General features: G+C 60.4%; 22 protein-coding genes. 8 read left to right on the top strand and 14 right to left on the bottom strand.

All coding sequences use genetic code 11. The features are described 5' to 3' along the window. The first annotated feature begins 252 nt into the window (after positions 1–252). Positions 253–1,224, top strand: a complete 972-nt coding sequence (locus ACOSV0_RS25010; protein ID WP_434114661.1) for a LysR family transcriptional regulator — start codon at positions 253–255, stop codon at positions 1,222–1,224. 14 nt (positions 1,225–1,238) lie between these two features. Here ACOSV0_RS25010 and ACOSV0_RS25005 read toward each other — a convergent pair whose 3' ends face one another. Continuing rightward, the gene (locus ACOSV0_RS25005) at positions 1,239–2,468 is read right to left on the bottom strand and encodes a LysR family transcriptional regulator (RefSeq protein ID WP_434114659.1); all 1,230 of its coding nucleotides are present in this window, start codon (positions 2,466–2,468) and stop codon (positions 1,239–1,241) included. Between the two features lie 143 nt (positions 2,469–2,611). Here ACOSV0_RS25005 and ACOSV0_RS25000 point away from each other — a divergent pair, with 143 nt between their 5' ends. From ACOSV0_RS25000 to ACOSV0_RS24970, 7 genes are all read left to right on the top strand, one after another. After that, positions 2,612–3,463 carry an amidohydrolase family protein gene (locus tag ACOSV0_RS25000; RefSeq protein WP_434114658.1) on the top strand — a complete coding sequence of 284 codons (852 nt, stop codon included), beginning with the start codon at positions 2,612–2,614 and terminating at the stop codon, positions 3,461–3,463. A gap of 34 nt (positions 3,464–3,497) precedes the next feature. Continuing rightward, on the top strand, positions 3,498–4,409 hold the full coding sequence (locus ACOSV0_RS24995; protein WP_434114656.1) for a hypothetical protein: 912 nt from the start codon (positions 3,498–3,500) through the stop codon (positions 4,407–4,409). A 68-nt stretch (positions 4,410–4,477) separates the two neighbouring features. Continuing rightward, complete coding sequence (dctA, locus tag ACOSV0_RS24990; RefSeq protein ID WP_434114654.1) at positions 4,478–5,836, top strand: C4-dicarboxylate transporter DctA; 1,359 nt, start codon at positions 4,478–4,480, stop codon at positions 5,834–5,836. 234 nt (positions 5,837–6,070) lie between these two features. Next, complete coding sequence (locus tag ACOSV0_RS24985) at positions 6,071–7,045, top strand: porin (protein ID WP_434114652.1); 975 nt, start codon at positions 6,071–6,073, stop codon at positions 7,043–7,045. A 426-nt stretch (positions 7,046–7,471) separates the two neighbouring features. Beyond that, positions 7,472–8,491, top strand: a complete 1,020-nt coding sequence (locus ACOSV0_RS24980) for a porin (RefSeq protein WP_434114651.1) — start codon at positions 7,472–7,474, stop codon at positions 8,489–8,491. Positions 8,492–8,547: 56 nt separating this feature from the next. Further along, the gene (locus ACOSV0_RS24975; protein ID WP_434114649.1) at positions 8,548–9,846 is read left to right on the top strand and encodes an MFS transporter; all 1,299 of its coding nucleotides are present in this window, start codon (positions 8,548–8,550) and stop codon (positions 9,844–9,846) included. Positions 9,847–9,907: 61 nt separating this feature from the next. Then, positions 9,908–10,774 (top strand): amidohydrolase family protein, encoded by an 867-nt coding sequence (locus ACOSV0_RS24970; protein ID WP_434114647.1) that lies wholly within the window; start codon positions 9,908–9,910, stop codon positions 10,772–10,774. A gap of 58 nt (positions 10,775–10,832) precedes the next feature. Here the strand turns inward: ACOSV0_RS24970 and ACOSV0_RS24965 are convergent, their stop codons facing one another. From ACOSV0_RS24965 to ACOSV0_RS24905, 13 genes are all read right to left on the bottom strand, one after another. Next, positions 10,833–11,435, bottom strand: coding sequence for a carboxymuconolactone decarboxylase family protein (locus tag ACOSV0_RS24965; protein ID WP_434114646.1), 603 nt, complete (start codon positions 11,433–11,435; stop codon positions 10,833–10,835). A 33-nt stretch (positions 11,436–11,468) separates the two neighbouring features. Then, complete coding sequence (locus ACOSV0_RS24960) at positions 11,469–12,668, bottom strand: MFS transporter (protein WP_434116122.1); 1,200 nt, start codon at positions 12,666–12,668, stop codon at positions 11,469–11,471. Positions 12,669–12,711: 43 nt separating this feature from the next. Next, positions 12,712–13,623, bottom strand: a complete 912-nt coding sequence (locus tag ACOSV0_RS24955; RefSeq protein ID WP_434114644.1) for a fumarylacetoacetate hydrolase family protein — start codon at positions 13,621–13,623, stop codon at positions 12,712–12,714. 182 nt (positions 13,624–13,805) lie between these two features. Continuing rightward, positions 13,806–14,849 (bottom strand): Bug family tripartite tricarboxylate transporter substrate binding protein, encoded by a 1,044-nt coding sequence (locus ACOSV0_RS24950; RefSeq protein WP_434114642.1) that lies wholly within the window; start codon positions 14,847–14,849, stop codon positions 13,806–13,808. 7 nt (positions 14,850–14,856) lie between these two features. Continuing rightward, positions 14,857–15,750, bottom strand: coding sequence for a phosphate ABC transporter substrate-binding protein (locus tag ACOSV0_RS24945; protein ID WP_434114640.1), 894 nt, complete (start codon positions 15,748–15,750; stop codon positions 14,857–14,859). A gap of 11 nt (positions 15,751–15,761) precedes the next feature. Continuing rightward, a complete protein-coding gene (locus ACOSV0_RS24940) occupies positions 15,762–16,613 on the bottom strand; it encodes an amidohydrolase family protein (protein ID WP_434114638.1) in 852 nt (283 codons plus the stop codon). Positions 16,614–16,749: 136 nt separating this feature from the next. Then, positions 16,750–16,905: a hypothetical protein gene (locus ACOSV0_RS24935; RefSeq protein ID WP_434114636.1), complete on the bottom strand. Its 156-nt coding sequence runs from the start codon at positions 16,903–16,905 to the stop codon at positions 16,750–16,752. Between the two features lie 298 nt (positions 16,906–17,203). Beyond that, positions 17,204–18,178 (bottom strand): LysR substrate-binding domain-containing protein, encoded by a 975-nt coding sequence (locus ACOSV0_RS24930; RefSeq protein WP_434114634.1) that lies wholly within the window; start codon positions 18,176–18,178, stop codon positions 17,204–17,206. Positions 18,179–18,217: 39 nt separating this feature from the next. Then, complete coding sequence (locus ACOSV0_RS24925; RefSeq protein ID WP_434114632.1) at positions 18,218–19,831, bottom strand: tripartite tricarboxylate transporter permease; 1,614 nt, start codon at positions 19,829–19,831, stop codon at positions 18,218–18,220. A 3-nt stretch (positions 19,832–19,834) separates the two neighbouring features. Continuing rightward, a complete protein-coding gene (locus ACOSV0_RS24920; RefSeq protein ID WP_434114630.1) occupies positions 19,835–20,314 on the bottom strand; it encodes a tripartite tricarboxylate transporter TctB family protein in 480 nt (159 codons plus the stop codon). 90 nt (positions 20,315–20,404) lie between these two features. Further along, on the bottom strand, positions 20,405–21,391 hold the full coding sequence (locus ACOSV0_RS24915) for an aldo/keto reductase (RefSeq protein ID WP_434114628.1): 987 nt from the start codon (positions 21,389–21,391) through the stop codon (positions 20,405–20,407). A 35-nt stretch (positions 21,392–21,426) separates the two neighbouring features. Then, a complete protein-coding gene (locus ACOSV0_RS24910) occupies positions 21,427–22,437 on the bottom strand; it encodes a porin (protein WP_434114626.1) in 1,011 nt (336 codons plus the stop codon). Positions 22,438–22,545: 108 nt separating this feature from the next. Next, the gene (locus tag ACOSV0_RS24905) at positions 22,546–23,553 is read right to left on the bottom strand and encodes an amidohydrolase family protein (protein ID WP_434114624.1); all 1,008 of its coding nucleotides are present in this window, start codon (positions 23,551–23,553) and stop codon (positions 22,546–22,548) included. Positions 23,554–23,567 lie beyond the last annotated feature (14 nt).

Genomic DNA, 23,567 nt, shown 5'->3' with positions numbered 1-23,567 from the left:
CCGTATTAACGATGAGGTGTGCCATGCAGGGAATCGAAGCAGCCGCCGTGACAACGCGTTTTAGCTTGAGCATTTTTTGTGTAAGAATCGTCTGCGTCCGACATTTCGGCACCAGACCTAGACCCAGGACTGTCCAGTTTAGCGGGCTGTCGAACCGCGGTCACATGAGAAATCTTTGTGCGGTTCGCTAGATTTCCTTGAGCAACGCGCCGGAGAAAAGGGTATGTGGCCTCAACCATTCCGAGCGAGACAATGCCCACACCACTCCCCCCTCTCAATGCGCTGAAGGCATTCGAGTCGGCGGCCCGTCACCTGAGTTTCACGAAGGCCGCCGCGGAAATGCACGTCACGCCGGCTGCGGTCGGCTTCCAGGTCAACGCGCTCGAGGCACACCTCGGTGTCTCTCTTTTCGAGCGAACGAAAGGAGGACTGGTGCTCACACAGGCGGGTCGCGCCTGTCTGCCGAAGCTCCGCGAGAGCTTCCAGATCATGCGCGAATCCATCGAACTGCTCGGTCGTTTCAAGGACAAGGAACCGCTCACCATCGATTGCCCGCCTTCCTTCGCCAATCGCTGGCTGATGCCGCGGCTGCATCGTTTCCTCATGCAATATGCCGATATCGACGTGCGAATCGTGTCGCGTATGCACGGTTTCGGACTGACGTGGACCCAGCAGGCCATGGAAGCGAACAACATTCGCCAGTGGATGGCCGAAGTGGACGTGGTGCTGTTACTAGGGAATGGGCGATACGAGAATCTCGACGTCACGCCCATTCTGCCGCTCACGCTCACGCCGCTGCTATCGCCCGCGCTGGCATCGCGCATCGACCGGAACCAGCCGGAACAACTCGTCTCGCTGCCTTTGCTCTATGACGACCGGGGCGTGGTGCGCGGCGGCGAATCGTACTGGAAGATGTGGGCGCAGTTCGCACGCATCGCCGCTCCCGACGAGTCCAGCGGCCACCATTTCGCGCATGCAATGACCGCGCTGGAAGCCGCAGCCGACGACTTGGGGGTGGTTGTCAGCGCGCCCGCTCTCGCGCTCCCCGAGCTGGAAAGTGGCCGCCTCGTTGCGCCGTTCGCCGTGCTGTCCGATTGCGGCATTGCGTACCACGCAGTATCCGCCACGCCTCGCCGAAGTATCGACCTGTTCGTTCAATGGATCGTCGACGAAGCCAGATCGACGACCCAGGCGCTGAGCCTGCTCACGCGAACGCCGGCCTGATATTGGGCCCGCGCTCAGATTCGCGACGCGCATTCCTCACGCAGATGTTCAACGAATGCCTGCTGGACGGCAGTGCCGAGCCAGTCGGTACGCAAGGTATACCCGACCGCCCGGCTTGCCTCTGGCGTCTCCAGTTCCAATGCAACCATCTCGCTTCCCGGATAGGCCTCGCGAATCAGCGCACGCGACAACAGCGTGATGCAGTCGCTCTCCACCAGCATCGCTATCATCATTGCGAGCGAACTGGTCTCGACCACCAGCGGCGGTTTGACGGGCAGCCGGGCGAAGATCGAATCGATCACCGCGCGGCGCGGCACATTGCGCTGTGGCACGACCCAGTCATAACCGGCAAGATCGCGAGCCGCGATGGTTTTCTGCCCGGCCAGCCGATGGCCCTTGCGCACGGCCACCACGTAAGGATCGGCGAACAGTTCCATCTCCTGCACGGTCCCTGTGAGGCGAGGCTCGCGCAGCCCACCGACGATGATATCGATCGCTCCGGTGCGTAGTTCGCGCAGGAGCCGCGCGTGAGAGCCTTCGTCGACGGTGACGCGCGCAGCGGGATAGTGGTCGCGCAGTCGCTGGATGGTGCGCGCGACAAGGCGCGGCGGCAGCAACGGCAAGACGCCGATCGCCACTTTCCCGGTGAGCTGGCCGCGGGCATACGCCAGGTCCTCGCTCGCCTGCGCGATTTCGTAGAGCGCCAGACTCAGACAACGCGCGAATTCGAGGCCCGCCGGATTCGCCGACACGCTGTGCACACGCCGGCGGTAAAGCGACACGCCGACGTTCTGCTCGATCTGCCGCGCCGCCCGATGCACCGCCGGCTGCGAAATGCCCAATGATTGTGCGGCCTCCGCCGCCGATCCCGCATTAGCAATCGCGATATGGCAGCGCACCTGCGTATCGGTCAGATGGCGGCAAATCTTGCCCACATTCGTGGCCGCCGATTGGCCAGTCAGGCTCGCAACCGCACGCTCCATCTGATCGAGCATGCGACGCACGCGCCGTTGCAGGATCACGCCTTCCTGCGTCAATTCGCTGCCGCCAAAGCCGCGCTCGAACAGTTGACCGCCAAAACTCGCTTCCAGCTTGCTGATGGCGAGGCTCACCGCAGGCTGCGTGCGCCCCGCGCGGACCGCGGCCTGTCCGATCCCGCCCGCTTCGCACACCGCATCGAACAGGAAGAGACGCCTTAATCGCGTCAGATCGTCATCCGACGACGTACCCCCGACTTCACCCATCGATTCTCCGGAATGACTATGTGAAAACCCTTAGCTTAACCAGAATTTATGTCTTCCGGCGCACTTCATATTAAGGACTCCGGCTACATCTCACTTACAGTAACGCCCATTCGTCCAATAAGTTTTCAGTCAGGAGCCGGTACATGTCCGTCGTCATCGACACGCACACTCACGCAATTTCCCCAGATAAACAACGTTATCCGCTCGCGCCGGTCGGTGGTCACCAGTCGGAATGGTCGTCGAAGCGTCCTGTCAGCTTTGAAGGCCTGCTTGCGTCGATGGACGAAGCCGGTATTGACCGTGCGGTGGTCGTGCAGGCCTCGACGGTATATGGCAATGACAATAGTTATGTGGTCGAAGCAGTGCGTAACCATCCCCGCCGTTTCGCAGGCGTGTTCTCCGTCGACGTGCTGGCAAGCGACGCCGTCACGCAAGTGCAGCGCTGGCTCGACGCGGGCCTCTCCGGGCTGCGCCTTTTCACGACCGGCAGCACGATGCCCGGCCAGGCAGGCTGGCTCGACGACGAGCGCTCGTTTCCGGTGTGGGAATACGCGCAGCGCCATAACGTGTCGATCTGCCTGCAGATGACCGCACAGGGCATTCCCGCGCTCCTGAACATGCTCGCGCGTTTTCCGGATATCCGTGTGCTGCTCGATCACCTTGCACGTCCCGAACTCGCCGGCGGCCCGCCGTACGAAGCAGCCGCACCGCTCTTCAGCCTCGCGTCGCATCAAGGCGTGTATCTGAAGCTCACGAACCGCACGATCGCCGAAGCCGCGCGTGGCGCGTCAACGCCTGCCGCCTTTTTCCCGCGTGTGCTCGACGCGTTCGGCGCGCATCGCATCGCATGGGGCTCGAATTTCCCGGCTGCCGAAGGCGCACTGCCGCAACTGCTCGCCGATGCCCGCGAAAGTTTGTCGATGCTGCCCGCCGATGCACGCGAAGCGATCTTCAGCGGCACCGCGCGCGCGATTTATCCGGCGCTCGCCGCCTGATATGTCCGTCTCGAACGAACAGGAAAACACGACCGTGAGCACCTCTGCACCACCGCTGCGCCTGAAGACCGCGCTGCATACCTATCCTCACACGCGGGCTCTGAAAGCCGGCGAACTGACCGACCCCGCCGTCGAACTGGTATTTGAGGATGTCGAACCGATTCACCGCGCTTTTGCACCCATGGCGCGGCGTCAGGTGTACGACGTCAGCGAAATGGCGATCGTTACGTATCTGCAGGCGAAAGCCTACGGCAAACCGGTCGTGCTGCTGCCCGCGGTCGTGGCCGCGCGCTTCCAGCAGGGCTGCATTATTTATAATGCCCAGCGCGGCAAGCTCGATGTCGGCAGCCTCGCAGGCAAGAAAGTCGGCGTACGCGCCTATACGCAGACCACCGGCATGTGGGTGCGCGCCATTCTCGCGCAAACCTACGGCGTGCCACTCGATCAGATCGAATGGGTCACAATCGAAGGCGCGCATCTGGAGGAGTATCGCGATCCGCCGTTCGTGCACCGCGCCGAACCCGCCAAGCAGTTGTTGTCGATGCTTCGTGCAGGCGAGCTCGATGCCGCCATCCTCGGCAACGATTTGCCGGACGAGCCGGGCCTCGAACCGCTGATCGACGACGCAGCCGCGGCCGACCGTGCATGGTATGCCCTTCATCGTTACGTTCCGATCAATCATGTCGTCGTGGTAACGAAAGCGCTGATCGACACACAGCCGCAAGCCGTGCGTGCGGTATATGACCTGCTGTGCCGCGGCAAGGCATCGGTCGCCGCGGAGAACGCCGGCAAGCCGGACAAACTGCTGTTCGGATATGACGCACTGCGCGGCCCGCTCGAGGAGACCCTTGCGTTCTGCGAACAACAGCAGTTGCTGCCGCGTAAGCTGAGCGTCGACGAAATCTTCGCCGACAGTCTCGCCATTCTGGGCGACGCCGCGCGCTAACGCCGCACCCGTCCATTTCATCATTCTTGAGCGAACCCGAGTTCGCCGCTGTTCGACAAGGAGACACCATGAGTTTGCCGGGCACGTCCGCCGCCACTAAACCCAAGGCACGTCTGCCGTTCTACCGTGACCTGTCCTTCCAGGTGCTGGCGGGTATGGCACTGGGCATCGTCACGGGTTACTTCTTCCCGAAGTTCGGCATCGATCTGCAGCCGGTTGGCGACGCCTTCATCCGCATCATCCAGATGCTGATCGGCCCAATCATCTTCTGCACCGTGTGCAGCGGCATCGCGGGCGTCAACGACTTCAAGAAAGTTGGCCGTGTGGCGATCAAGGCGCTCTTCTACTTTGAAGTGGTGACCTCGCTCGCACTGGTGCTGGGCCTCGTGGTCATTAACGTGCTCAAGCCCGGTGTCGGTATGAACGTGGACATGCACAGCGTGCACTCCGCGGCCGTCGATGCGTATGTCGCAAAAGCGCATCACGTCGTCACAATGAGCGAATTTCTGCTGAATGTCATTCCGCACACGGCGATCAGTGCGTTCGCCGGCGGCGACGTGCTGCAGGTGCTGTTCTTCTCGGTGCTGTTTGCATTCGGCCTGGCCGCAATCGGCGAGCGCGCACAACCGGCGTTGAAGCTGATCGATGCAGTATCGGGTTCCCTCTTCTGGATCATCGGCCTGACGATGAAAATCGCACCGCTTGCCGCGTTCGGTGCAATCGCCTTCACGGTCAGCAAGTTCGGCTTCGGCACGCTGCTCTCGCTCGGCAAACTGATACTCGAGTTCTATCTGACCTGCGCGCTTTTCATCTTGCTGATCCTCTGGCCGATCGCGAAAGTCAACGGCTTCAGCCTGCTGCGCCTGATGCGCTATATCGGTGCGGAGTTGCTGCTCGTGATCGGCACGAGTTCGTCGGAGACGGTTTTCCCGCAACTGATCGACAAGCTGGAGCGGCTCGGCTGCGAAAAATCGGTGGTGGGTCTGGTTCTGCCAACCGCGTATACGTTCAATCACGACGGCACGTGCCTGTATTTCGCCGCAGCCGCCGTGTTTCTCGCCCAGGCGACCAACACGCCGATGACCTGGCACGACCAGTTGGTGCTGCTCGCCGTGCTGCTGCTCACGTCCAAGGGCGCAGCGGGCGTGTCCGGCGCGGCGATTGCCGTGCTGGCGGCAACGCTCGCCGCCTCGAACACGATTCCGGTCGAATCGATCGCTTTGATTCTCGGCATTCACAAGGCAATGTCCAGCGCATTCGTGTTCACCAACATCGTCGGCAATAGCGTGGCGACCATCGTGGTGGCGAACTGGGAAAAAGCGCTCGACCGTGTCGCGCTACGCCATGAACTGAAAACCGGCTTCAAACAGCTGGACGCGCCGTCCGGGCGTCTCAGCCAGACGAGCAGCGGCCACGCAGGAAACTAATCGCAGATGGCCCGAGGCCGGCGGCGCAAATGAACGACCGTCGCCGCCTCACTCGGAACTGATAACTGGAGTTGAAAACAGCATGTTTACTTAGTCATACGAATCTTAAGACGGATTTTCCCCGTCGCCACGCGTTCCACATATAAGATTTTAAATCGGAGACACATGATGAAAAAGAGGGTTTGGAGAACCATTGGATTTGGATTGTCCGCCGCGGCCGGCACGTTATGCGCAATGTCCGCACATGCGCAAACGAGCGTCCAGATATACGGCACGGTAGACGGCGGGGTCCGCTACCAGACGAATGCGGTAAAAGGCGGCGGTACGGTGGTGACGATGAATTCGAACGGCTACTACAGTTCGAACAAACTCGGCTTCCTGGGAAAGGAAGACCTGGGTGACGGCTGGAATGCGCACTTCCAGTTGGAGAACGGCTTCAACCTTGGCAACGGGCAGTTCGACAACACCACCGGCATTGAATTCAACCGGCAGGCGTTCGTCGGCATTGGAAACGACAAGTACGGGTCGATCGACCTCGGCCGCCAGTACACGATCTCGCACGACATTATCAGCATCTACGATCCGTTCAGTTTCCATTTCACGCCGATCCTTCCATTGACCACTGCCTCGGATGGCACGCGCAACAACAACGACATCAAGTACAAGAACGTCTTCGGTCCGCTGCTGTTCGAAGTGGACAATTCGCTCGGCGGTGTCGCGGGCGACTTCAGCAGCGGCGCGACACGGTCGGTCGGCATGAGTTACAGCGCGGGTCCGGTGAACGTCGGCGGCGTGTATGGACATCGCAACATACTGACCGGTACGGCTTACCTCGGCGACAGCTATTACATGGCCGGCGTCGCCTACAGGATCGGCCCGGTACGCGTGTCGGGCGGCTTCATGTCCGAAGATCTGCAGACACCGGCCGCACCGCACCAGGTGACCAACAATGCCTTTGGCGGTATCTCGTGGACCATCACGCCATCCATGATTTTCGACGGCGGCTACTACCAGACCACGGTGTCGAACGACAAGGCCAGCCGTCGCGGCCTCTCGGTGATTTCGCTTGCTTATCTGCTGTCCAAGCGCACCACGCTCTATAGCGAAGTCGATTACACCTCGTACAAGCATGCGGTGGTCAGCACGCTCAACCCGGCCGGCACGTCCAGTCAAACGGCGGTCACCGTCGGTATCGACGTTCTTTTCTAGCCCGTCAGACGCATCCCCAAGAGCGCGCGTGATGATTGCGCGCGCCGCGCTTCCCACGCGTTACGGACGACCATTTCGGCATCGGTGCATGACGCGTCGAGCGTGGCGCCGCGCCACCTCATGCCGAGGTCTTTACAGATCGGTTAACTCATCCGCATGGTTATTCAATAGACGGGCGTCGTGGATAAATCCATGATTCTCGCTAATCTGGATCGTCATACGTCGAGAGGACGAGGTGGACATCCACCAGCACGATGCAGAGACCGCGCGCGGCGTCGCCAATCTTTTCGAACCGAAGTTTTGCCATGTCATGTCGCTTGTCGCGGCGCTGCTGCATATGCAGCGTCTGGCTCGCCCCGCCGCATAAAAAGGAGACAACTCTCTTGCTGTTTAAGCACAGAGAGACAACATAAGCGGATCAACCAGATGAAGAAAAATCGTTGGCGCCCTTGCGCGCTGGCAATCGGAACGATCGCGTGCGCCGCCCATGCACAGTCGTCGGTCACGCTGGCAGGTAACGTCGATGGAGGCGTGCGATACATCAGCAACGGCAAGGGCAGCGTGACGACCATGAATTCGAACGGACTGTATACCGCGAACCGGCTGGACTTTCTCGGTCAGGAAGATCTCGGCGGCAACTGGAATGCGCATTTCCAGCTTGAAACCGGCTTCAATACAGGCACCGGCGCGCTGGACAACACGACGGGCCTCCTCTTCAACCGGATGTCGTTCGTGGGTATTGGCAGTCCGTATGGCTCGCTGGATCTGGGGCGTCAATACACGCTCGGCCACGACGTGCTGCACGATTTCGACCCGTTCTATTTCGGCTATCCCTCGATCATCCCGCTGACACCGGCGGCCGATGGAACGCACTTTAACAACGACATCAAATACTCGGGCGTGTGGGGGCCATTTCACGTCGGCGCGGAAGAAGCCTTAGGAGGCGTAGCCGGCGATTTCAACGCAGGCACCGCACATGGCGCCGGACTGCAATACAAGGTCGGCTTCTTCAATATCGGTGGAACGTATATTCATCGTACCGTGCTGGTCGGCACCGCGTATCAGCCGGATGACTACGTCGCGTTCGGCTCCGAGCTGAAGTTCGGCACGCTGCGTTTTGCGGGCGGCTACATGAGCGAAACCACGGACAACGTAGCGCCCGCTACTGCCGCGCGCACGGAAAACTACTGGGGTGGCGTGACCTACAACCTCAGCTATGACGTCAATCTCGGTGCGGGCTATTACGTGACGAATCTTCCAACCAGTAAGGGACGGAAGAACCTGGCCATCTTCAGCGCGACCTACCTGTTGTCGAAACGTACACGCCTATACGCTGAGAGCGACTACACGACCTATCACGGCAGCTACATCAGCAATGCGACGCTGAATGCGGCTCACGCGTCGCATCAGTTGGGAATCTCGGTCGGCATCAACTATCTTTTCTAACGCTGCCAGTAGCGTAATGCGTTGTTGCGTCCGGTCGATTTGCGGAGAAATATAGCGTGGAAGATTTACAGCATGACGCAGGACAGGTGAGCGCAGACCGAACCCGTTCCGGACAATGGCGGTTGTTGCAATCGCACTGGCAGATCATCGCGGCGGCAACTGCCGGTTGGGCGCTCGACTCGTTCGATTTTGCCATGCTGCTGTTTCTGCTGCCGCATCTGGGCAAGGTGTTCGACGTCGGCTTGCCAGCCATGACGTTGATCGTGACCGCGACAGGACTGGCGAAAATCGCCGGCACGATAGGCTGGGGTTTCGCAGCCGATCGCTTCGGCCGTAAGCTCGTCTTCATGGCGGCGGTGCTGTGGTTTTCGTGCGCGGCGGGGCTCAGCGGTCTGGCATGGAGTTATGCCTCGTTCATGGTGCTGCGGGTTCTGTTCGGTATCGGCTTCGGCGGCGAATGGACAGTGTCGGTTTCGTTGCTGATGGAAACCGTACCCGAATCCATCCGGCCGTACGCGTCCGGCATCATGGTCTCCGGCTATGAGATCGGTTACATGCTCGCGGCGGCGACGTTCCATCTGCTGTTCCCTGTACTCGGGTGGCGCTGGATGTTCATGATCGGCGTGCTGCCCGCCTTGCTGACGATCTTCATACGCAAGAACATCGCCGAATCGCCCGACTGGATCCGCGATCAGCAACGCAACCCGAAGCGCGGCGCGTTCGAGGCATTCGAGTTCAATCCTGCCGCTCTCCAGGCCTGGCTCTTTTCGGGTGCGATCAATTTCATGCTGTGGTCGGTGCAGGTGCTGTATCCGACCTTCCTGATCACCGTGCAGCACATCGACGCGAGCCATATCTATCCGTTTCTGGTGGCCTATTCGGTTGGATCGCTGACCGGCAAGCCGTTATGCGGTTACGTCGCCGCCCGGCTCGGCGAGCGCCGCACGATCGTCCTGTTTCTCTGCATGGTGATTCCGCTGACGGTCCTTTATACGCTCGTGTCGAACGTATGGCTTCTCGCTGCGGGTGCGTGCCTGATGGGTCTTTTTGCCAGCGGACTGTTCGGCATTCTGCCGCTCTACCAGTCGCTGCGCTTTTCGGTCAAAGGCCGCGCAACCGGCATCGGCATCAGCTACGCCATGACCGCGGCCAGCTCGATCGCGCCGTATGCGATCGCGCGCCTCTCGCCGTCGATGGGCTTGCGATCGGCCATCGCCCTGTTCGTCGCCGGCAGCGCGCTCCTGCTGATGGCGATCGCCGCGTGGAATACCAACCAGTGGATGCCCGGTGGTCCGCGTTCATCCGCAGACGCGGAAGGCAGCGAGCGGAGCGCTGGCACGCATGCGCGGACCTGATCGGCCCACGCACGCATGGACTCAACCGATGACCGCCTCGCATATTCAAGGAGTGTGACCGTTGCATCAACCTGCCACGCCGTCACCGGCACTTCGTCAGCCCGATTTCACGCTGCCGCGCGGCACGTGCGATACGCACTGTCATATCCTCGGTCCCGTGAATCGTTTTCCCTATGCGGATTCGCGGCCCTACACCCCGGCTGAATCCGACAAGACCGTATTGAGCGCGTTGCACGAGCGGCTTGGCGTCGATCGAACGGTAATCGTTCAGGCAACCGTGCACGGCACGGACAACCGCGTCGTGCTCGACGCCATCGCCGATCGGCCGCATGCGCGGCGCGGCGTCGCGCTGATCGACGCGGACATCTCCGATGCCAATCTGCAGGTGCTGCACGATGGCGGCATCCGCGCCGTGCGTTTCGGCTTCATCAGGCATTTGTGGACGCCACCTGAGCCGGCGACATTTCACAGGCTCATGGAGCGAATTGCGCTGTTTGGCTGGCATGTGTTGCTGCACGTCGACGCAACCGGGCTCGACGAATTGCAACCGATGTTAGACGCCCTGCCCGTTCCGTTCGTGATCGATCACATGGGCCGCATCGATGCAGCCGGCGGGCTCGAGCAGCCGGGATTTGCGCGGCTGCTCGAATGGGCGAAGCGCGATCACTGCTGGATCAAGGTGTCCGCGATCGATCGGCTCTCCGCAACAGGCACGCCGTTCGCGGATGTGGCTCCGTTCGTCCGCGCGTTGATCGACGCGTCACCCGATCGCCTGCTGTGGGGAACCGATTTTCCGCATCCCAACCCGCGCCATCCGGTGGCCGACGATGCGGACGTGGTCGACGTCCTGCCGCTGTGCGGCGATGCCGGCGCCATGCAAAAGCTGCTGGTCGACAATCCGGCTCGTTTGTACGGCTTTATCGGCTGACACTGACGGCGAATTACAGTTGCCATGCCGCTGCAATGCCCCAAACATCACGCATGCTTCAGGGCAACATCGGCGGCGCATTGTCGGGAATCTGCATATCGACCAGGGCGAGCATTGCAGCGGTATTCGCATACGTGCCCATCAGCACGACGAGATCCATCATCTGTCGTGTGCCGTAACGGGCATGCAGTCGCGCGAACAGGTCGGAGGTGACCTTGTGGTCCCGCCACAACTGTCTCGACAGTTCGATCACGAGCGCGGCTTCTTCGTCGAGTCCTGTTGTGTCGCGCCGGTGCCGGATCGCATCGACGACGTCGGCAGGCACGCCCTCTTTCAACGCTTCCGGCTCGTGCGCGCTCCATTCGAACTGGCTGTCCATTTCGCGAGCCGTGGCGAGAATCGCAATCTCGCGAACCCGCGGCGAAAAGCCTGCTCGGGTGCGAAGATAGCTGTTCAGCGCCGACAGATGCGGCGCGATCTCCGGACTATGCAACTGAAGGCCGGCCGGGCCCTGCAAGCCCGCAATGACGCCGGGCCGGCTGGCGCGATCGTATGCCTGTCTGCCGGCCTCGTCGAGCGCGTCCCGCTCGGGTAACGGCAGACGGCATCGCGATCGCGGATCGACGTCCGGCGGCAATGAACGAGGCGACGAATGAGCCATATGCTTTCTCCTGGAACGCGTCTCACGCGACGCTCAGTGCAAGGTTTCACGTCTGGCGAGCGGCTTGAACAGGCGGCTCCATGCCAGGCTGACGAGGATCGTCGCGCATCCGCCTAATACCACCGAACCGATGACGCCAAACGCCGCTGCGGTTGCCCCGGATTCGAATTCGCCGAGCTGATTGCTCGCTCCGACAAAAAGGGTGTTCACGGCAGCCACGCGACCGCGCATGCGATCGGGCGTTTCCAGTTGGACCAGCGTCTGCCGCACGACTACGCTGATCGTGTCGGCACCGCCGGCGATCGCGAGTAAAGCCAGCGACACAGGAAACGAGCGTGAAAGCCCGAAGGCAACAATGCAGGCACCGTAAACGCCGACAGCGATCAGCAGCTTCTTGCCGACGCCGCTGCTGATGGCACTCCGGGACAGCACGAGGCCGACGCAAAGCGCGCCCACTGCCGGCGCGGAGCGCAGCAAGCCCAGGCCTTGCGGACCGACATGCAGAATCTCTTTGGCGTAGACAGGCAACAGCGCCGTGGCGCCGCCGAACAGGACCGCGAACAGGTCGAGCGAAACGCCGCCAAGCAGCAGCGGATTGTTCCAGACGAAACGCAAGCCGGCGAGAATCGTTTCGGCAGTGACAGGCTCGCGCGGCGGCGGAACGTACTCGTAGCGGATGAATAGGCACATCACGGCGCTCACACAGAAGAGCGCTGCACAGGTCGCATAGACGGCGTTGACGCCGATCGCGAAGAGCAAGCCACCCAAGGCAGGGCCGGCGATCACGGACACCTGCTGACCGACGGTGCTGAGCGCCGTCGCCTGCGCCAGCAATGTCGGCGGAACGAGCATCGGCAGCAGCGCCTGCTGCCCTGACATCTGGAATGGCCGGATCGCGCCGAGCATCAGCGAAAGTCCGAGCAGCACATCGCGTGTCACGATGTGCGTGACAGTCGAGACGGTCAGGAACGTGGCCACGGTGGCTTGAGCCGCGAGACAGAACGCGACGAGCCGGCCGCGATGCATGCGATCGGCGCAATGGCCGGCAACGAAGGTCGTGGCGAGCGCGGGCACGAACTGGAACAGCCCGACGAGGCCGAGATCCCAGGCGCTGGACGTGAGATCGTACATATGCCAGCTGATCGCGAGCATCAGCATCTGCTGGGCGGCAATGGAGCCGATGCGTGCCGACCAGAAACGCGTGAACGACGCGTGGCGCAGCAGCGCGCTCATGCCGCCCGCGACGCGAGCGAAGGCAACGTATTGCACAAAGGCATCATGCGCGCCCCTGTTCCAGTGATTCGCGCGCGGCGGCAGCGTCCCGCACGTTACCGGACACCACCTCATCGACGACGATATTACGCAGCGTTCCGATGCGCGAAATTTCGATCTCGACGACATCGCCGGCTTTCATCCACAGAGGCGGATTGCGGAATGCGCCAACCCCGCCCGTCGTTCCGGTGATGATCACGTCGCCCGGCGAAAGTGCGCAGAAAGTCGAGCAGTATTCGATCAACTGCGGCACCGGAAAAATCAGATCGTCGGTGGTGGCCTGCTGCATGATCTCGTCATTCAGGCGCGTGGTGAGGGACAGTTGCGACGGGTCCCCTACTTCGTCGGCCGTCACGAGCCACGGGCCGAATCCGCCGGTGCATGGAAAATTTTTCCCGGGCGTGAACTGCGACGTGTGGCGCTGCCAGTCGCGAATGCTGCCGTCGTTGTAGCACGAGTATCCGGCAACCACGTCGAATGCGTCCGCCGCCTTCACATGGCGGGCATGCTTGCCGATCACCACGGCGAGCTCTCCTTCGAAGTCAAGTCGTTCCGAAGCGAGCGGACGCACGATCGGCCCTTCGTGAGCCGTCTGCGATTCGGCGAAACGCACGAACAGCATCGGCTTGTCAGGCACGTCACGTCCCGTCTCTTTCACGTGAGACAGATAGTTGATGCCGACGCACAGGATCTTGCGCGGCTCGGGGATCACGGGCAGGAATTCGACGTCGCGCCACGCGAGCCGGTCGGACGTGCTTGCCGCGTAGTCTGCAAGCGCGTCGAGCGAGCCACGCTCGAGCGCTTCTCTCAACGTCGCGCCAAGCTCGTGCGCAACCGGCGCTGCATCGACGATACCGTTCTCTGTGACAACGCCATACGAGTCATATCCAGAAGTACGAAAACTGATGAGTTTCATGCAGAGTAAGTCCTGTGGGAACTGAAGCGCCGCCGTCAGGACCGGCAACGCGCCTCCGATAGCGATGAAAAAAGTAACGTGCCGTCAGACGGATACGCAGTTTCGATCAAGGTTGTGCAGCATGTGCATCACGGCCTGCCTTTGCCATATCAAGCGCGACTGGATTGTCATGACTTTCTCCGTCAGCGAAGCGGTATGCCTGCCTGCTGAATCACCTGCTGCCACTTCGCCGTATCGGTCTGGACGAGACGGGTCATCTGGTCGGGTGTGTCCGCGCGGGCCTCGGCGCCCAGCATCAGCATCTTGCGTTTGACCTCGGGATCGGCAAGCGCCGTTGCGGCTGCGGACGCGAGACGGCTCACCACGGTGTCGCTCGTTTTCACGGGAACACTCAGTCCGCTCCACGACGTCGCATCGAAACCGGGGAAGCCGCTTTCGGCGAGCGTCGGCACCTGGGGCAAGCCGGCAAACCGCGCGGGCGACGTCACAGCAAGTGCGCGTATCGCCCCGGACGACACCTGCCCAAGCACGGACGGAATAACCTCCACCACGGCCTGCACGGCGCCGCCCCGCAACGCCGACAGCACTTCACTCGTGGTCTGGAACGGCACGATCTGGATATCGACGCCCGCCTTCAGACGGAACAGCGAAGCGACGAGATTCTGCGTGCTGCCGGCCGACACCGTCGCAATGTTCAGCTTGCCCGGATGTGCCTTCGCATCGGCAATCAGATCGGCGATATTCCTATACGGCGCGTGGCCATCCACAAGGATCGCGGGCGTGAAGAACGAAACAGACGACACGTGCCTGAAGTCGCTTAGCCGGTAAGGCAGGTGGCGAAACAGCACGGACGAGATGTCCGCGCCGTTGCCGCTGAGAAACACCGTGTAGCCGTCCGGCCGCGCATTCGCGACCATCGTCGCCGAGTTAACGAAGCCCGCGCCCGGGCGGTTCAACACGACGACCGGCCGGTTAAAGATCTGCGTCAGCTTCTGCGCGAACAAACGCGTCGTCAGATCGCCGGCGCCTCCGGCCGCGAACGGCACCACGATGGTGACCGCGTGCGACGGATAATCGCTATCGGCGTCCGCGGCCTGCGCGCGAGGCGCAACGAAGATCGACAGGAAACAGCACGCGGCGAATACCAGCGCCGTTCTACGCATCTTGTACGCCCCCATTGCAGGAAAGCGCGCGCGCCACGTGCTCGAAAAAGCGGAACCCATCATCACTGGCTTACGCTCCCAGAACGCGCGTTGTATCGTCGAACAACTCGTCGACGCTCAGACGGCGATCGATCAGTTTCTGATCGACGCAGTAGTCGATCGCCACCTCGATGTTGCGCCGGTTCGCTTCGAGCCCGAATGCCGGCTCGGCTTTGCCACCCTTTTCAGCCGCAACACGGCGGCTTTCTTCCAACAGGCGAAACACCTCGCGTACCGCTTCCGGACGGGTATCCAGTAGCGACTGCTTCGCGACGATCATGTGATTGATCTGGATTGCGCGATTGCGTTCGTGCCACGCCTTCGCTTCCGCAGCCGGATCGGGAAACAGCGTCTTGATACGCGGGTCGTTTTTTGCACCGTCGCCGATGATCGCTGCGTCAACTTCACCGTCGAGCAGCATCTGAATTAATTCCTTGCCTTCCGGTGCGCGTTTGACGTTAGGCGGATCGACAAACTCGGCAACGTGTGGCTCTTCGAACGTCGTCCACTTGACGCTTGCAAGGTCGAGTCCAAAGTTGTTCTGCAGGATGCCGCGCACCCAGGTCGCGGTCGTGACCGAGTACGAGCGCATGCCGATGCGTTTGCCATTAAGATCGTGCGGCGACAGATTCCCGCGCTCCGCGTTATAAACGATGTACGGATGCTGGAAGCGGCCGATCATCACGGCCGGCAGCAGCACCAGCGGCTTGCCGCGCGCCTTCGCCATCAGGAACGTGATGATCGCAAGTTCGGCGACGTCGAACTCAAGATCGCGCACGACCCGCTTGAAGGCGTTGTTCGGCCGCGGCACGTCGGCAAAATCCAACTCGACGATATCGGAGCGGACCGTGCCATCTTTCAGGGCCTGGGTACTCGGATAGGTACCGAGGAGCATGTGCAAGGGAATACGCTGACTGGCGTTCACGGGCTGCTCCTTTATGCGAGGACCGGATAGAGCTGCGAGGCCGTACGATTGAAGATCCACTCCTTGTCTTCTTCCGGCAGCCATTCAACTGCTTGCATGTTGTCGGTGACGATCGCCTTGAGCGACCCCGGCGAGGCGGGGAAATTCGAACCCCACGCAATGCGTTTCGCACCGAACTCCTCGACGACACGCGGGAAGAAAGATTCCGGCGTTGCCTTGCCCGCCCGTGCGTGGCGGATGATCACGCTGCTCAGTTTCAGATAGACGTTCTCGTGTTTCGCGAGGCTGAACAGCGGCTCGGCGTCCGCGTAGGGCGCGCCCGCTTCGAGGTTCGGGCTCAACAGGTGATCGATAATGATGCGAACGGTAGGGAAGCGTTCGATCAAAACGTTGAGTTGCGGGATGCCCTGGATTCGCGCCTGCACGCAAACCGGCAGATTCAGTTCCGCCGCACATTCCCAGCCGGCGAACGAACGCGGATCGGCAAGCCAGTCGCCCTGCCCTTGCATCGTGCTGCCGGCAGTGAACAGACGCAGGCCCGTCATGCCACGTCCCACCCAATAGCGGATTTTCTCGGCGGCATCGGGCGCCAGCATGTCGACCGAGCAGACACCTGTAAACCGATCGGGATGTGCTGCAACCGCATCGGCGCAATAAGAATTATCAAAACCGTAACAGGTCGACGAATGTACGATCGCGGCTTTCGCTACGCCGGCTTCGTCCATTGCGGTCAGTAGCTGCTCGTAAGAGGTCGGACGCTCCTGCGACCAGACCGACTGCTTGCCGCCTAAAGGGTCGCGCGGGTACTTCTTCTCGTCGGTCGAGATAACGTGCGGATGGATATCGATAATTTTCGTCGGCATCTTGTGTTTTCCTTATCAAATTCTAAAAACAGCTATCCTTATCCCGTTGCACAGACCACTACGGTCTGGTGCATCGGGAATCAGAGATACGGCTATCGGAGGGGAGGAAAAAAGCGCGCCGTTGTGCGGCGAAGGATCAGCGTCGCGAACTGCTCAGGTCGCTAACGCCATAGATATCGTTCAGGACGATCAGATAGTCTCGAAGATGGCGCATGTGCGTCCTGTTTGCATCCGTCGTGGCGCGACGGGTCATTGTCGTCCAACGCAGCAGATTCATGATCCGGATACGCATGCTGTCTCCTGTCTTTGTCCTGATTCGGCGCGATTGCGCGTCCGATCGATTGACTATCGCCCTGCCCCCATACGGGGTTTGAGTCGAGTCGGTTTCATCATGATCGTGCCGTCCGCACTTGCCGTCTATTGAAATAAAGCGTTGACGCGTTAACCTGGGAGTTAACTTTCGGCAGGCTTTCCGGCCGTTAGTGCATGAGGAAAGTTTCTTTAAGCGGTGGACAGGCAGAGGCGCCACGCTTCAGGACTGGATTGTTCCGGATAGACGCGTTACGCAGGATCACAAAGACATCCACGCGTCACTCGTCGGAGTCCAAGGCACGCGCCGCGTCGTGTGAGACCTTTCCTCCTGGGCACACTTTCTCCAGGCAGCGCAACAGTAAGGCCGCGCTCGGCGCAAGCGGCTTGTCTGCGCGCCAGACGACGCCGAGCGGTCGCGTCACGAGGCTCAGATCGAATGGCAAAACGTGGATCGGACTGACATCGGCGTAGGGATATAGCATGTCCACCGTATGAAGTGCGATCGCGTCGTTTATCTGGATGTAGGCACGAATAAGATGGGTCGACAGCGTTTCGATGTAATTCGACGGCATCGGCAAGCCGTGGCGCGCAAACGTATTTTCAATCGGCTCGCGCAACAATGATCCAGGTGGCGGCAGCACCCACGGGAAGCCCTTGAGGTCGCCCCAGTCCAGATTCTTTTTACCCGCCAATGGATGATTCGGTCCGGTCACGAGTTTGATCGGCGTGTCGAGCAGAACCTGCTCCTGCAGGCCAACTGTGTCCGACCGGTTCGGCAGACGCCCAACGATCAGGTCGAGATCGCCGCGTCGCAATTCCTGCAACAACGAAACCATTCGCCCTTCGGAGATCGATACGTTCGTATGCGGCGAATCCTGTTTGAGAAGCGCGAGCGCCTTTGGCATGATCGTGGAGATCAAGGTAGGTAGCGCGCCAACATGCACCTTGCCCGCACTGCCCGTTTGAAGCGCCTTGATCTCCTCGGCCGCCTGGTTCAGATTGCTGAGCACGGTACGTGCATGACGGACGACGCATTCACCATAAGCGGTAGGTCGCAGACCGTTGACTGTGCGCTCGAAGAGCTTCACACCAAGCGCACTCTCGATCTCGCCGAGCGCTTTCGACACCGCTGGCACCGTGATATACGAATTCGACGCAACCTGCCGCAGATTACGAAAATCATTGACGGCCACGAGCAGACGCAAATGGCGCGCCTTCAGGTTGACCGTCAGATACCAGTCCAGTTGACTCATCGTGTCTCCGGGTTCGTGCGGGCACGAACCGTTTGTGCGCTACTTGTCGTGGCCACGTCCTGCAGGAGCGGCAATCGGGCGATCCCGACAGGCCGGCCGCTCGCTGTGCTGCGATTCCTCCATGGTCGGCGGACGCGGCAGCATGTCGGCGCCGCGCTTGCCGCCGGCCCGCCCGCGCACCGCAAACCACGCTTGCAGGAGCAACAGCAGCAACGAAACGCCCAGAAACGTCGCGCTGATAGGCTGATCGACGAAAATCCGCAGGCTGCCGTGCGACAGCAGCAGCGCACGGCGGAAATTCTGTTCGACCATCGGTCCCAGAACGTAACCGAGCATGATCGGCGCGATGGGGAATCGCAGCGCAACAAAAACAGCGCCCATCAGACCGAACACCAGTACCTCGCCCACTTCGAACAGCATGTTATTGGTACTGTAAACGCCTACTGCAATAAAGAATAGCGCGGCTGGAAAAAGGAAGCGATAGGGAACCCGCAGAACGCGTACCCATACCTGGATCAGCGGCACGTTGAGCAATACCAGCAACACGTTGCCGATCCAGAAACTCGCAATCAAGCCCCAGAATATGTCCGGATGGTCCCCGAGCAGCTGAGGCCCGGGCTGAATCCCCTGAATGAGCAACGCGCCGAGCAGCAGCGCCATGACTGGATCGCCGGGAATGCCAAGGCTCATGGTTGGGATGAAGTCGATCTGCGTCTTCGCGTGAGACGAGGCCTCCGGACTTGCAACGCCTTCAATCGCACCATGGCCGAAACGCTCGGGTTGCTTCGAGATTTTCTTTTCGAGCGCGTACGCAATGAAGGTGGTGATGGTGGGCCCGGTACCGGGCATCGCGCCGAACAGGGTCCCGACCGATGTGCCGCGCACGATAGGCCAGAACGCCTGGCGCAGCTCGGCTGCGCTCGGACGCATATCCCGCATGCGCAGCTTCATGCCCGTACCGACCACGTGCATACGGTTTACATTACGCAGGAATTCCGCCACACCGAACAGGCCAAGCGCGAGCGCGACGAGTTGAATACCGTCTGCAAGCTCCGTGAAACCCAATGTGAAGCGCACGGCTCCCGACGTCGAATCGGCGCCGACTACACCAAGAAGGAGACCGACCACCGTCATTGCGATCCCCTTCACACGCGAACCGCTCGACATCGTCCCGCCGGCGAGCAACCCCAGCAGCATGATGGAAAACAGCTCAGGCGGGCCAAACTTGAACGCAACACTCACCAGCAGCGGCGATGCAAACACCATCATGACAATACCGAACGACGCCGCTGCGAACGACGCGACCATCGTGATACCAAGCGCAGTGCCGCCCTTTCCCTGGCGGGTCAGCGGATAGCCATCCAGGCACGTCACCGCATGGGGCGGATGGCACGGAAGATTCAGCAGGATCGCACCGATCGCGCCACCGTACTGCGATCCGTAAAAGATGCCCGCAAGCATCAGGATTGCCGGCACGGCGTGCATCGAATAGGTCAGCGGAAGCAGGATGGAAATGGCGGAAAGCGGTCCCATGCCCGGCAACACACCAATCAGATTGCCGATCAATACGCCGACGAATGACCAGATGAAATTATGTGGCTCCAACGCCACACCGAAACCCTGCCATAAAGCGGCAAGAGATTGCCCGATCATGCGTCACCCCCACGTAAACAATGGAAACTGCACCTGCAACGCCCACCAGAACACGAGGACGCAGACAATCGACATCGCGACCGCCAGCAACAGCGCGCTCAACCACGAGTTCTCCCGGTCACCCAGTGCCGAGATAAACACGACGGCGAAGGTCGCCGGTAAAAGGCCGCCATATTTGCCGAGTACAACGAACGCGACCACACTGCCGAGTATGCAGAACCAGCCGCGCCATTCCAACGGCACCTTCTCTGTTGCGCCTTCGTGGGGCGTACGATGTGCGGTACCCGCGATCCAGATTCCGAGCAGCACCAGGATCGTGCCAAGCGCAACCGGAAAGAAACCGGACCCCATCGCGGTAAGCGAGCCGATCTTGTAGCTCGCGCCTTGAGTCGCCGCGCCGAGACCAATCAGCATCATCAGCGCGCCGCCGTAATATTCGCGGGCGCGGGCGCCGAACCATCTTCGTTCAATCGTGGTGCTCATAGGGATGATCTCTCCCGCCGTGTGTCGCTATGCCGACCGGGCATCGATGTAGCAACAAGTTGCAATGGGTGCCAGCGGCTATCGCAGTCATCAACCAAACCCGGCAATCTCATGCGGTACATAGGGCGCCTGCAATGCGGCGATTTCGTCCTGTGAGAGCTGGACGTCGAGCGCAGCGACAGCATCCGTTAAATGTTGCAATTTCGAGGCGCCGATGATTGGGGTCGTCACCTCACGCTTGTGCAGAAGCCATGCGAGCGCAACCTGCGCATACGGCAAGCCGCGCGCGTCCGCTACTGCGCCGAGCGTCTCGACCACCTTGCGATCCTGCTCCTCGCTAGCCGAATAGATTTTTTTGGAGAACGCATCCGTGCGATCGCGCACGGTGGCCGGCGTGCTTTGCCACGGCCGCGTAAGCTTGCCTCGTGCGAGGGGGCTCCATGGCATGACCGCGATACCCTGGTCGCGGCACAACCCGAGCATTTCGCGCTCTTCTTCCCGATACAGCAGGTTCAGATGGTTCTGCATCGAGATGAATCGGGTCCAGCCGTTCAGGCGCGCAACATACAAGGCTTTGCTGAACTGCCACGCGAACATCGACGAGGCGCCCAGATAACGCACCTTGCCCGCCTTGACGACATCGTGCAGTGCTTCGAGGGTCTCCTCGATCGGCGTCGTGTTGTCCCATCGGTGCATCTGGTAAAGATCGATGTAATCCGTACCGAGCCGCCGCAAGCTGGCATCGACTTCGGCCATGATTGCTTTGCGCGAAAGTCCACGGCCATTCACATCTCCACGCATCGGCCAGTAGACTTTCGTTGCGATGACAACTTCATCGCGCGGTGCGTACTCGCGAACCATCCTGCCGAGAATCTGCTCGCTGGTACCAGCCGAATAGCTATTGGCCGTATCGAAGAAATTGATGCCCGATTCGAGCGCCGCCTGAAAAATGGGGCGAGCACGTCCTTCGTCCAATGTCCATTCGTGTGTGCCGGACTGCGGATCGCCGAAACTCATGCATCCCAGACACAGACGCGACACCTGCAATCCGGTGTTGCCGAAATTGACATACTTCATATGCGCACACTCCTAATCGGAAAGACCATGGCTGGTCAGAACAGGTGATTGATACCTATCGAGAAAGCCGACTGGTGAGGGATGCCGTTCGCATTGAGCGTTTTGTTCGTGATGTAGCTGCCGGTAAACTTCGTGTAATCCACTTCGGCATAGAGGCGCGTCATCTTCGATAGTGCATAGGTGATGCTCCCGATACCCTGACTGCGTTTCCCGCTCGAGTTAGGCAAATCGGTGATGTAGAAAGCGCCGCCGAGGCGCACGAACGGAGTCAGGTCATACGTCACGCCGCCCCAGTAGTTCAGCGTGCGGACGTCGGCTGCGGGCGAGGTCGCGTCCTGGTTTTCGTTCATGTAGCCGCCCGCGAAACGCAAAGCACCGAACTTCAGCTCCGCACCCGCCGTGAAATAGTTGTCCGGTTGATACGTGGTGCCAACCTGGATCGTGCGATATTCGTATGCCGCGCCGACGTTCAACCAGCCCCACTTATACTGGACACCCAGACCGCGAGCGGAACCGGCATTGAAGTCGCCCGCTACGCCGCCGAATGAATTCTCCGCACGGAACCGGAATGGGCCATATTCGCCGGTGTATTTCACATCGTTGTTAAAACGGAACCCGTCGGTAGCCGGTGTTACCGGCGTGATCGCGGGATAGGCGAAATTGAACGGATCGTAGTCGAACACCACGTCGTGAGCGACGGTGTATTGACGGCCAAAGTTGACCGAACCAAACCAGCCTCCAAGACCCACGTACGCACCCCGATTAAAGAGGATGCCGGTCGTATTGTCGAACGCGCCATTGCCGAGGTTGAAGCCGCTCTCCAACAGGAAGTGAGCGTCATAGCCGCCACCCAGATCTTCCCGGCCGATAAAGTCGATACGATTGGATGTATACAGGCCATTTGAATTCATTGAAAACTGGCTTCCCGCTTTTGAATTCGTATAGCGGATACCGCCGTCTATATCCCCGGCAAGTGTCACACTCGACTGTGCCTGAACCACGCTGGCGAATGGGGCTATCGCGAGAAGCAGCGCAAACTTTTTCATTGATTGTCTCCATATCTTATGGTCCGAACCGCGGACTCAATTTTTTTGATTTTGTGCGGGCGAACTTCGTGGCTGAAGCTGCGCCCATTCGATACTTACCGCGTCAACTCACTGCTTCATCCTGCTATAGACCTTCTGCGCATTGCCACTGAAAATCTTTTGCTTGTCATCCGCACTCAGCCACGCAACCTGGTCGATATAGCGGCGCGTATCGTCGAAATAGTGCCCCGTCTCCGGGTCGATACCACGCACCGCGCCGACCATTTCGGAGGCGAAAAGAATGTTGTCCGCTGGGATGACCTTTGTCAGCAGATCGATGCCTGCCTGGTGATAAACACACGTGTCGAAGTACACGTTGTTGAGCAGTAGTTCACTGAGCGGCGGCAGGCCCATATCCTGCGCGAGACCGCGATAACGTCCCCAGTGATACGGCACTGCGCCGCCGCCATGCGGAATGACGAAGCGTAGCGTCGGAAAATCCGTGAATAACTTCGACGTGAGAAACTGCATGAACGCAGTCGTATCCCCGTTGATGTAATGCGCGCCGGTCGCGTGAAAATTCGGATTGCACGAGCCGCTGACGTGAATCATGGCCGGTACGTCGAGTTCCACCATCTTTTCGTAGAGGGGATACCACCACTTGTCGAACAACGGGGGATCGGCCCAATGGCCACCCGATGGGTCCGGATTCAGATTGCAACCAATGAAGCCGAATTCCTCGACACAGCGGGTGAGCTCCGCAATGCAATTGTCGGGCCGCACGCCCGGACTCTGAGGCAGTTGACACACGCTGACAAAGTTTTGCGGATAGAGCTCACTGACACGATAGATCAGTTCGTTGCAATGTTCTGTCCAGTGGCGGCTCGTCGTCTCATTGCCGATGTGATGGCCCATGCCGACCGCGCGCGGTGAAAAGATCGTGCGATCGGTGCCGCGCTCGCGTTGAATCTTGAGTTGTGCGGTTTCGAGGCTTTCGCGAATCTCGTCGTCGCTGATGTTCAGATCGCCTCTCTCCGGCTCGTGGTCCTGCCCGCATAAACAGCCGATCTGATGCTTGCGGTATTCGTCCAGCTGGCGTGGCGCGGTGGTGTAATGCCCATGACAGTCGATGATCATTCCAGTTATTCCTC

The organism is Paraburkholderia caffeinilytica (assembly GCF_051027425.1).
Taxonomy (GTDB): Bacteria; Pseudomonadota; Gammaproteobacteria; order Burkholderiales; family Burkholderiaceae; genus Paraburkholderia; species Paraburkholderia caffeinilytica_A.
This window is presented reverse-complemented; position numbering and strand designations above follow the sequence as displayed.

Excerpts from the sequence above, each read along its gene's own strand:
- ACOSV0_RS25010 (WP_434114661.1), top strand. The coding sequence starts at position 253 with ATGCCCACACCACTCCCCCCTCTCAATGCGCTGAAGGCATTCGAGTCG.
- ACOSV0_RS25005 (WP_434114659.1), bottom strand. The coding sequence starts at position 2,468 with ATGGGTGAAGTCGGGGGTACGTCGTCGGATGACGATCTGACGCGATTA.
- ACOSV0_RS25000 (WP_434114658.1), top strand. The coding sequence starts at position 2,612 with ATGTCCGTCGTCATCGACACGCACACTCACGCAATTTCCCCAGATAAA.
- dctA (WP_434114654.1), top strand. The coding sequence starts at position 4,478 with ATGAGTTTGCCGGGCACGTCCGCCGCCACTAAACCCAAGGCACGTCTG.
- ACOSV0_RS24985 (WP_434114652.1), top strand. The coding sequence starts at position 6,071 with ATGTCCGCACATGCGCAAACGAGCGTCCAGATATACGGCACGGTAGAC.
- ACOSV0_RS24980 (WP_434114651.1), top strand. The coding sequence starts at position 7,472 with ATGAAGAAAAATCGTTGGCGCCCTTGCGCGCTGGCAATCGGAACGATC.
- ACOSV0_RS24965 (WP_434114646.1), bottom strand. The coding sequence starts at position 11,435 with ATGGCTCATTCGTCGCCTCGTTCATTGCCGCCGGACGTCGATCCGCGA.
- ACOSV0_RS24960 (WP_434116122.1), bottom strand. The coding sequence starts at position 12,668 with ATGAGCGCGCTGCTGCGCCACGCGTCGTTCACGCGTTTCTGGTCGGCA.
- ACOSV0_RS24955 (WP_434114644.1), bottom strand. The coding sequence starts at position 13,623 with ATGAAACTCATCAGTTTTCGTACTTCTGGATATGACTCGTATGGCGTT.
- ACOSV0_RS24950 (WP_434114642.1), bottom strand. The coding sequence starts at position 14,849 with ATGATGGGTTCCGCTTTTTCGAGCACGTGGCGCGCGCGCTTTCCTGCA.
- ACOSV0_RS24940 (WP_434114638.1), bottom strand. The coding sequence starts at position 16,613 with ATGCCGACGAAAATTATCGATATCCATCCGCACGTTATCTCGACCGAC.
- ACOSV0_RS24935 (WP_434114636.1), bottom strand. The coding sequence starts at position 16,905 with ATGCGTATCCGGATCATGAATCTGCTGCGTTGGACGACAATGACCCGT.
- ACOSV0_RS24930 (WP_434114634.1), bottom strand. The coding sequence starts at position 18,178 with ATGAGTCAACTGGACTGGTATCTGACGGTCAACCTGAAGGCGCGCCAT.
- ACOSV0_RS24925 (WP_434114632.1), bottom strand. The coding sequence starts at position 19,831 with ATGATCGGGCAATCTCTTGCCGCTTTATGGCAGGGTTTCGGTGTGGCG.
- ACOSV0_RS24920 (WP_434114630.1), bottom strand. The coding sequence starts at position 20,314 with ATGAGCACCACGATTGAACGAAGATGGTTCGGCGCCCGCGCCCGCGAA.
- ACOSV0_RS24915 (WP_434114628.1), bottom strand. The coding sequence starts at position 21,391 with ATGAAGTATGTCAATTTCGGCAACACCGGATTGCAGGTGTCGCGTCTG.
- ACOSV0_RS24910 (WP_434114626.1), bottom strand. The coding sequence starts at position 22,437 with ATGAAAAAGTTTGCGCTGCTTCTCGCGATAGCCCCATTCGCCAGCGTG.
- ACOSV0_RS24905 (WP_434114624.1), bottom strand. The coding sequence starts at position 23,553 with ATGATCATCGACTGTCATGGGCATTACACCACCGCGCCACGCCAGCTG.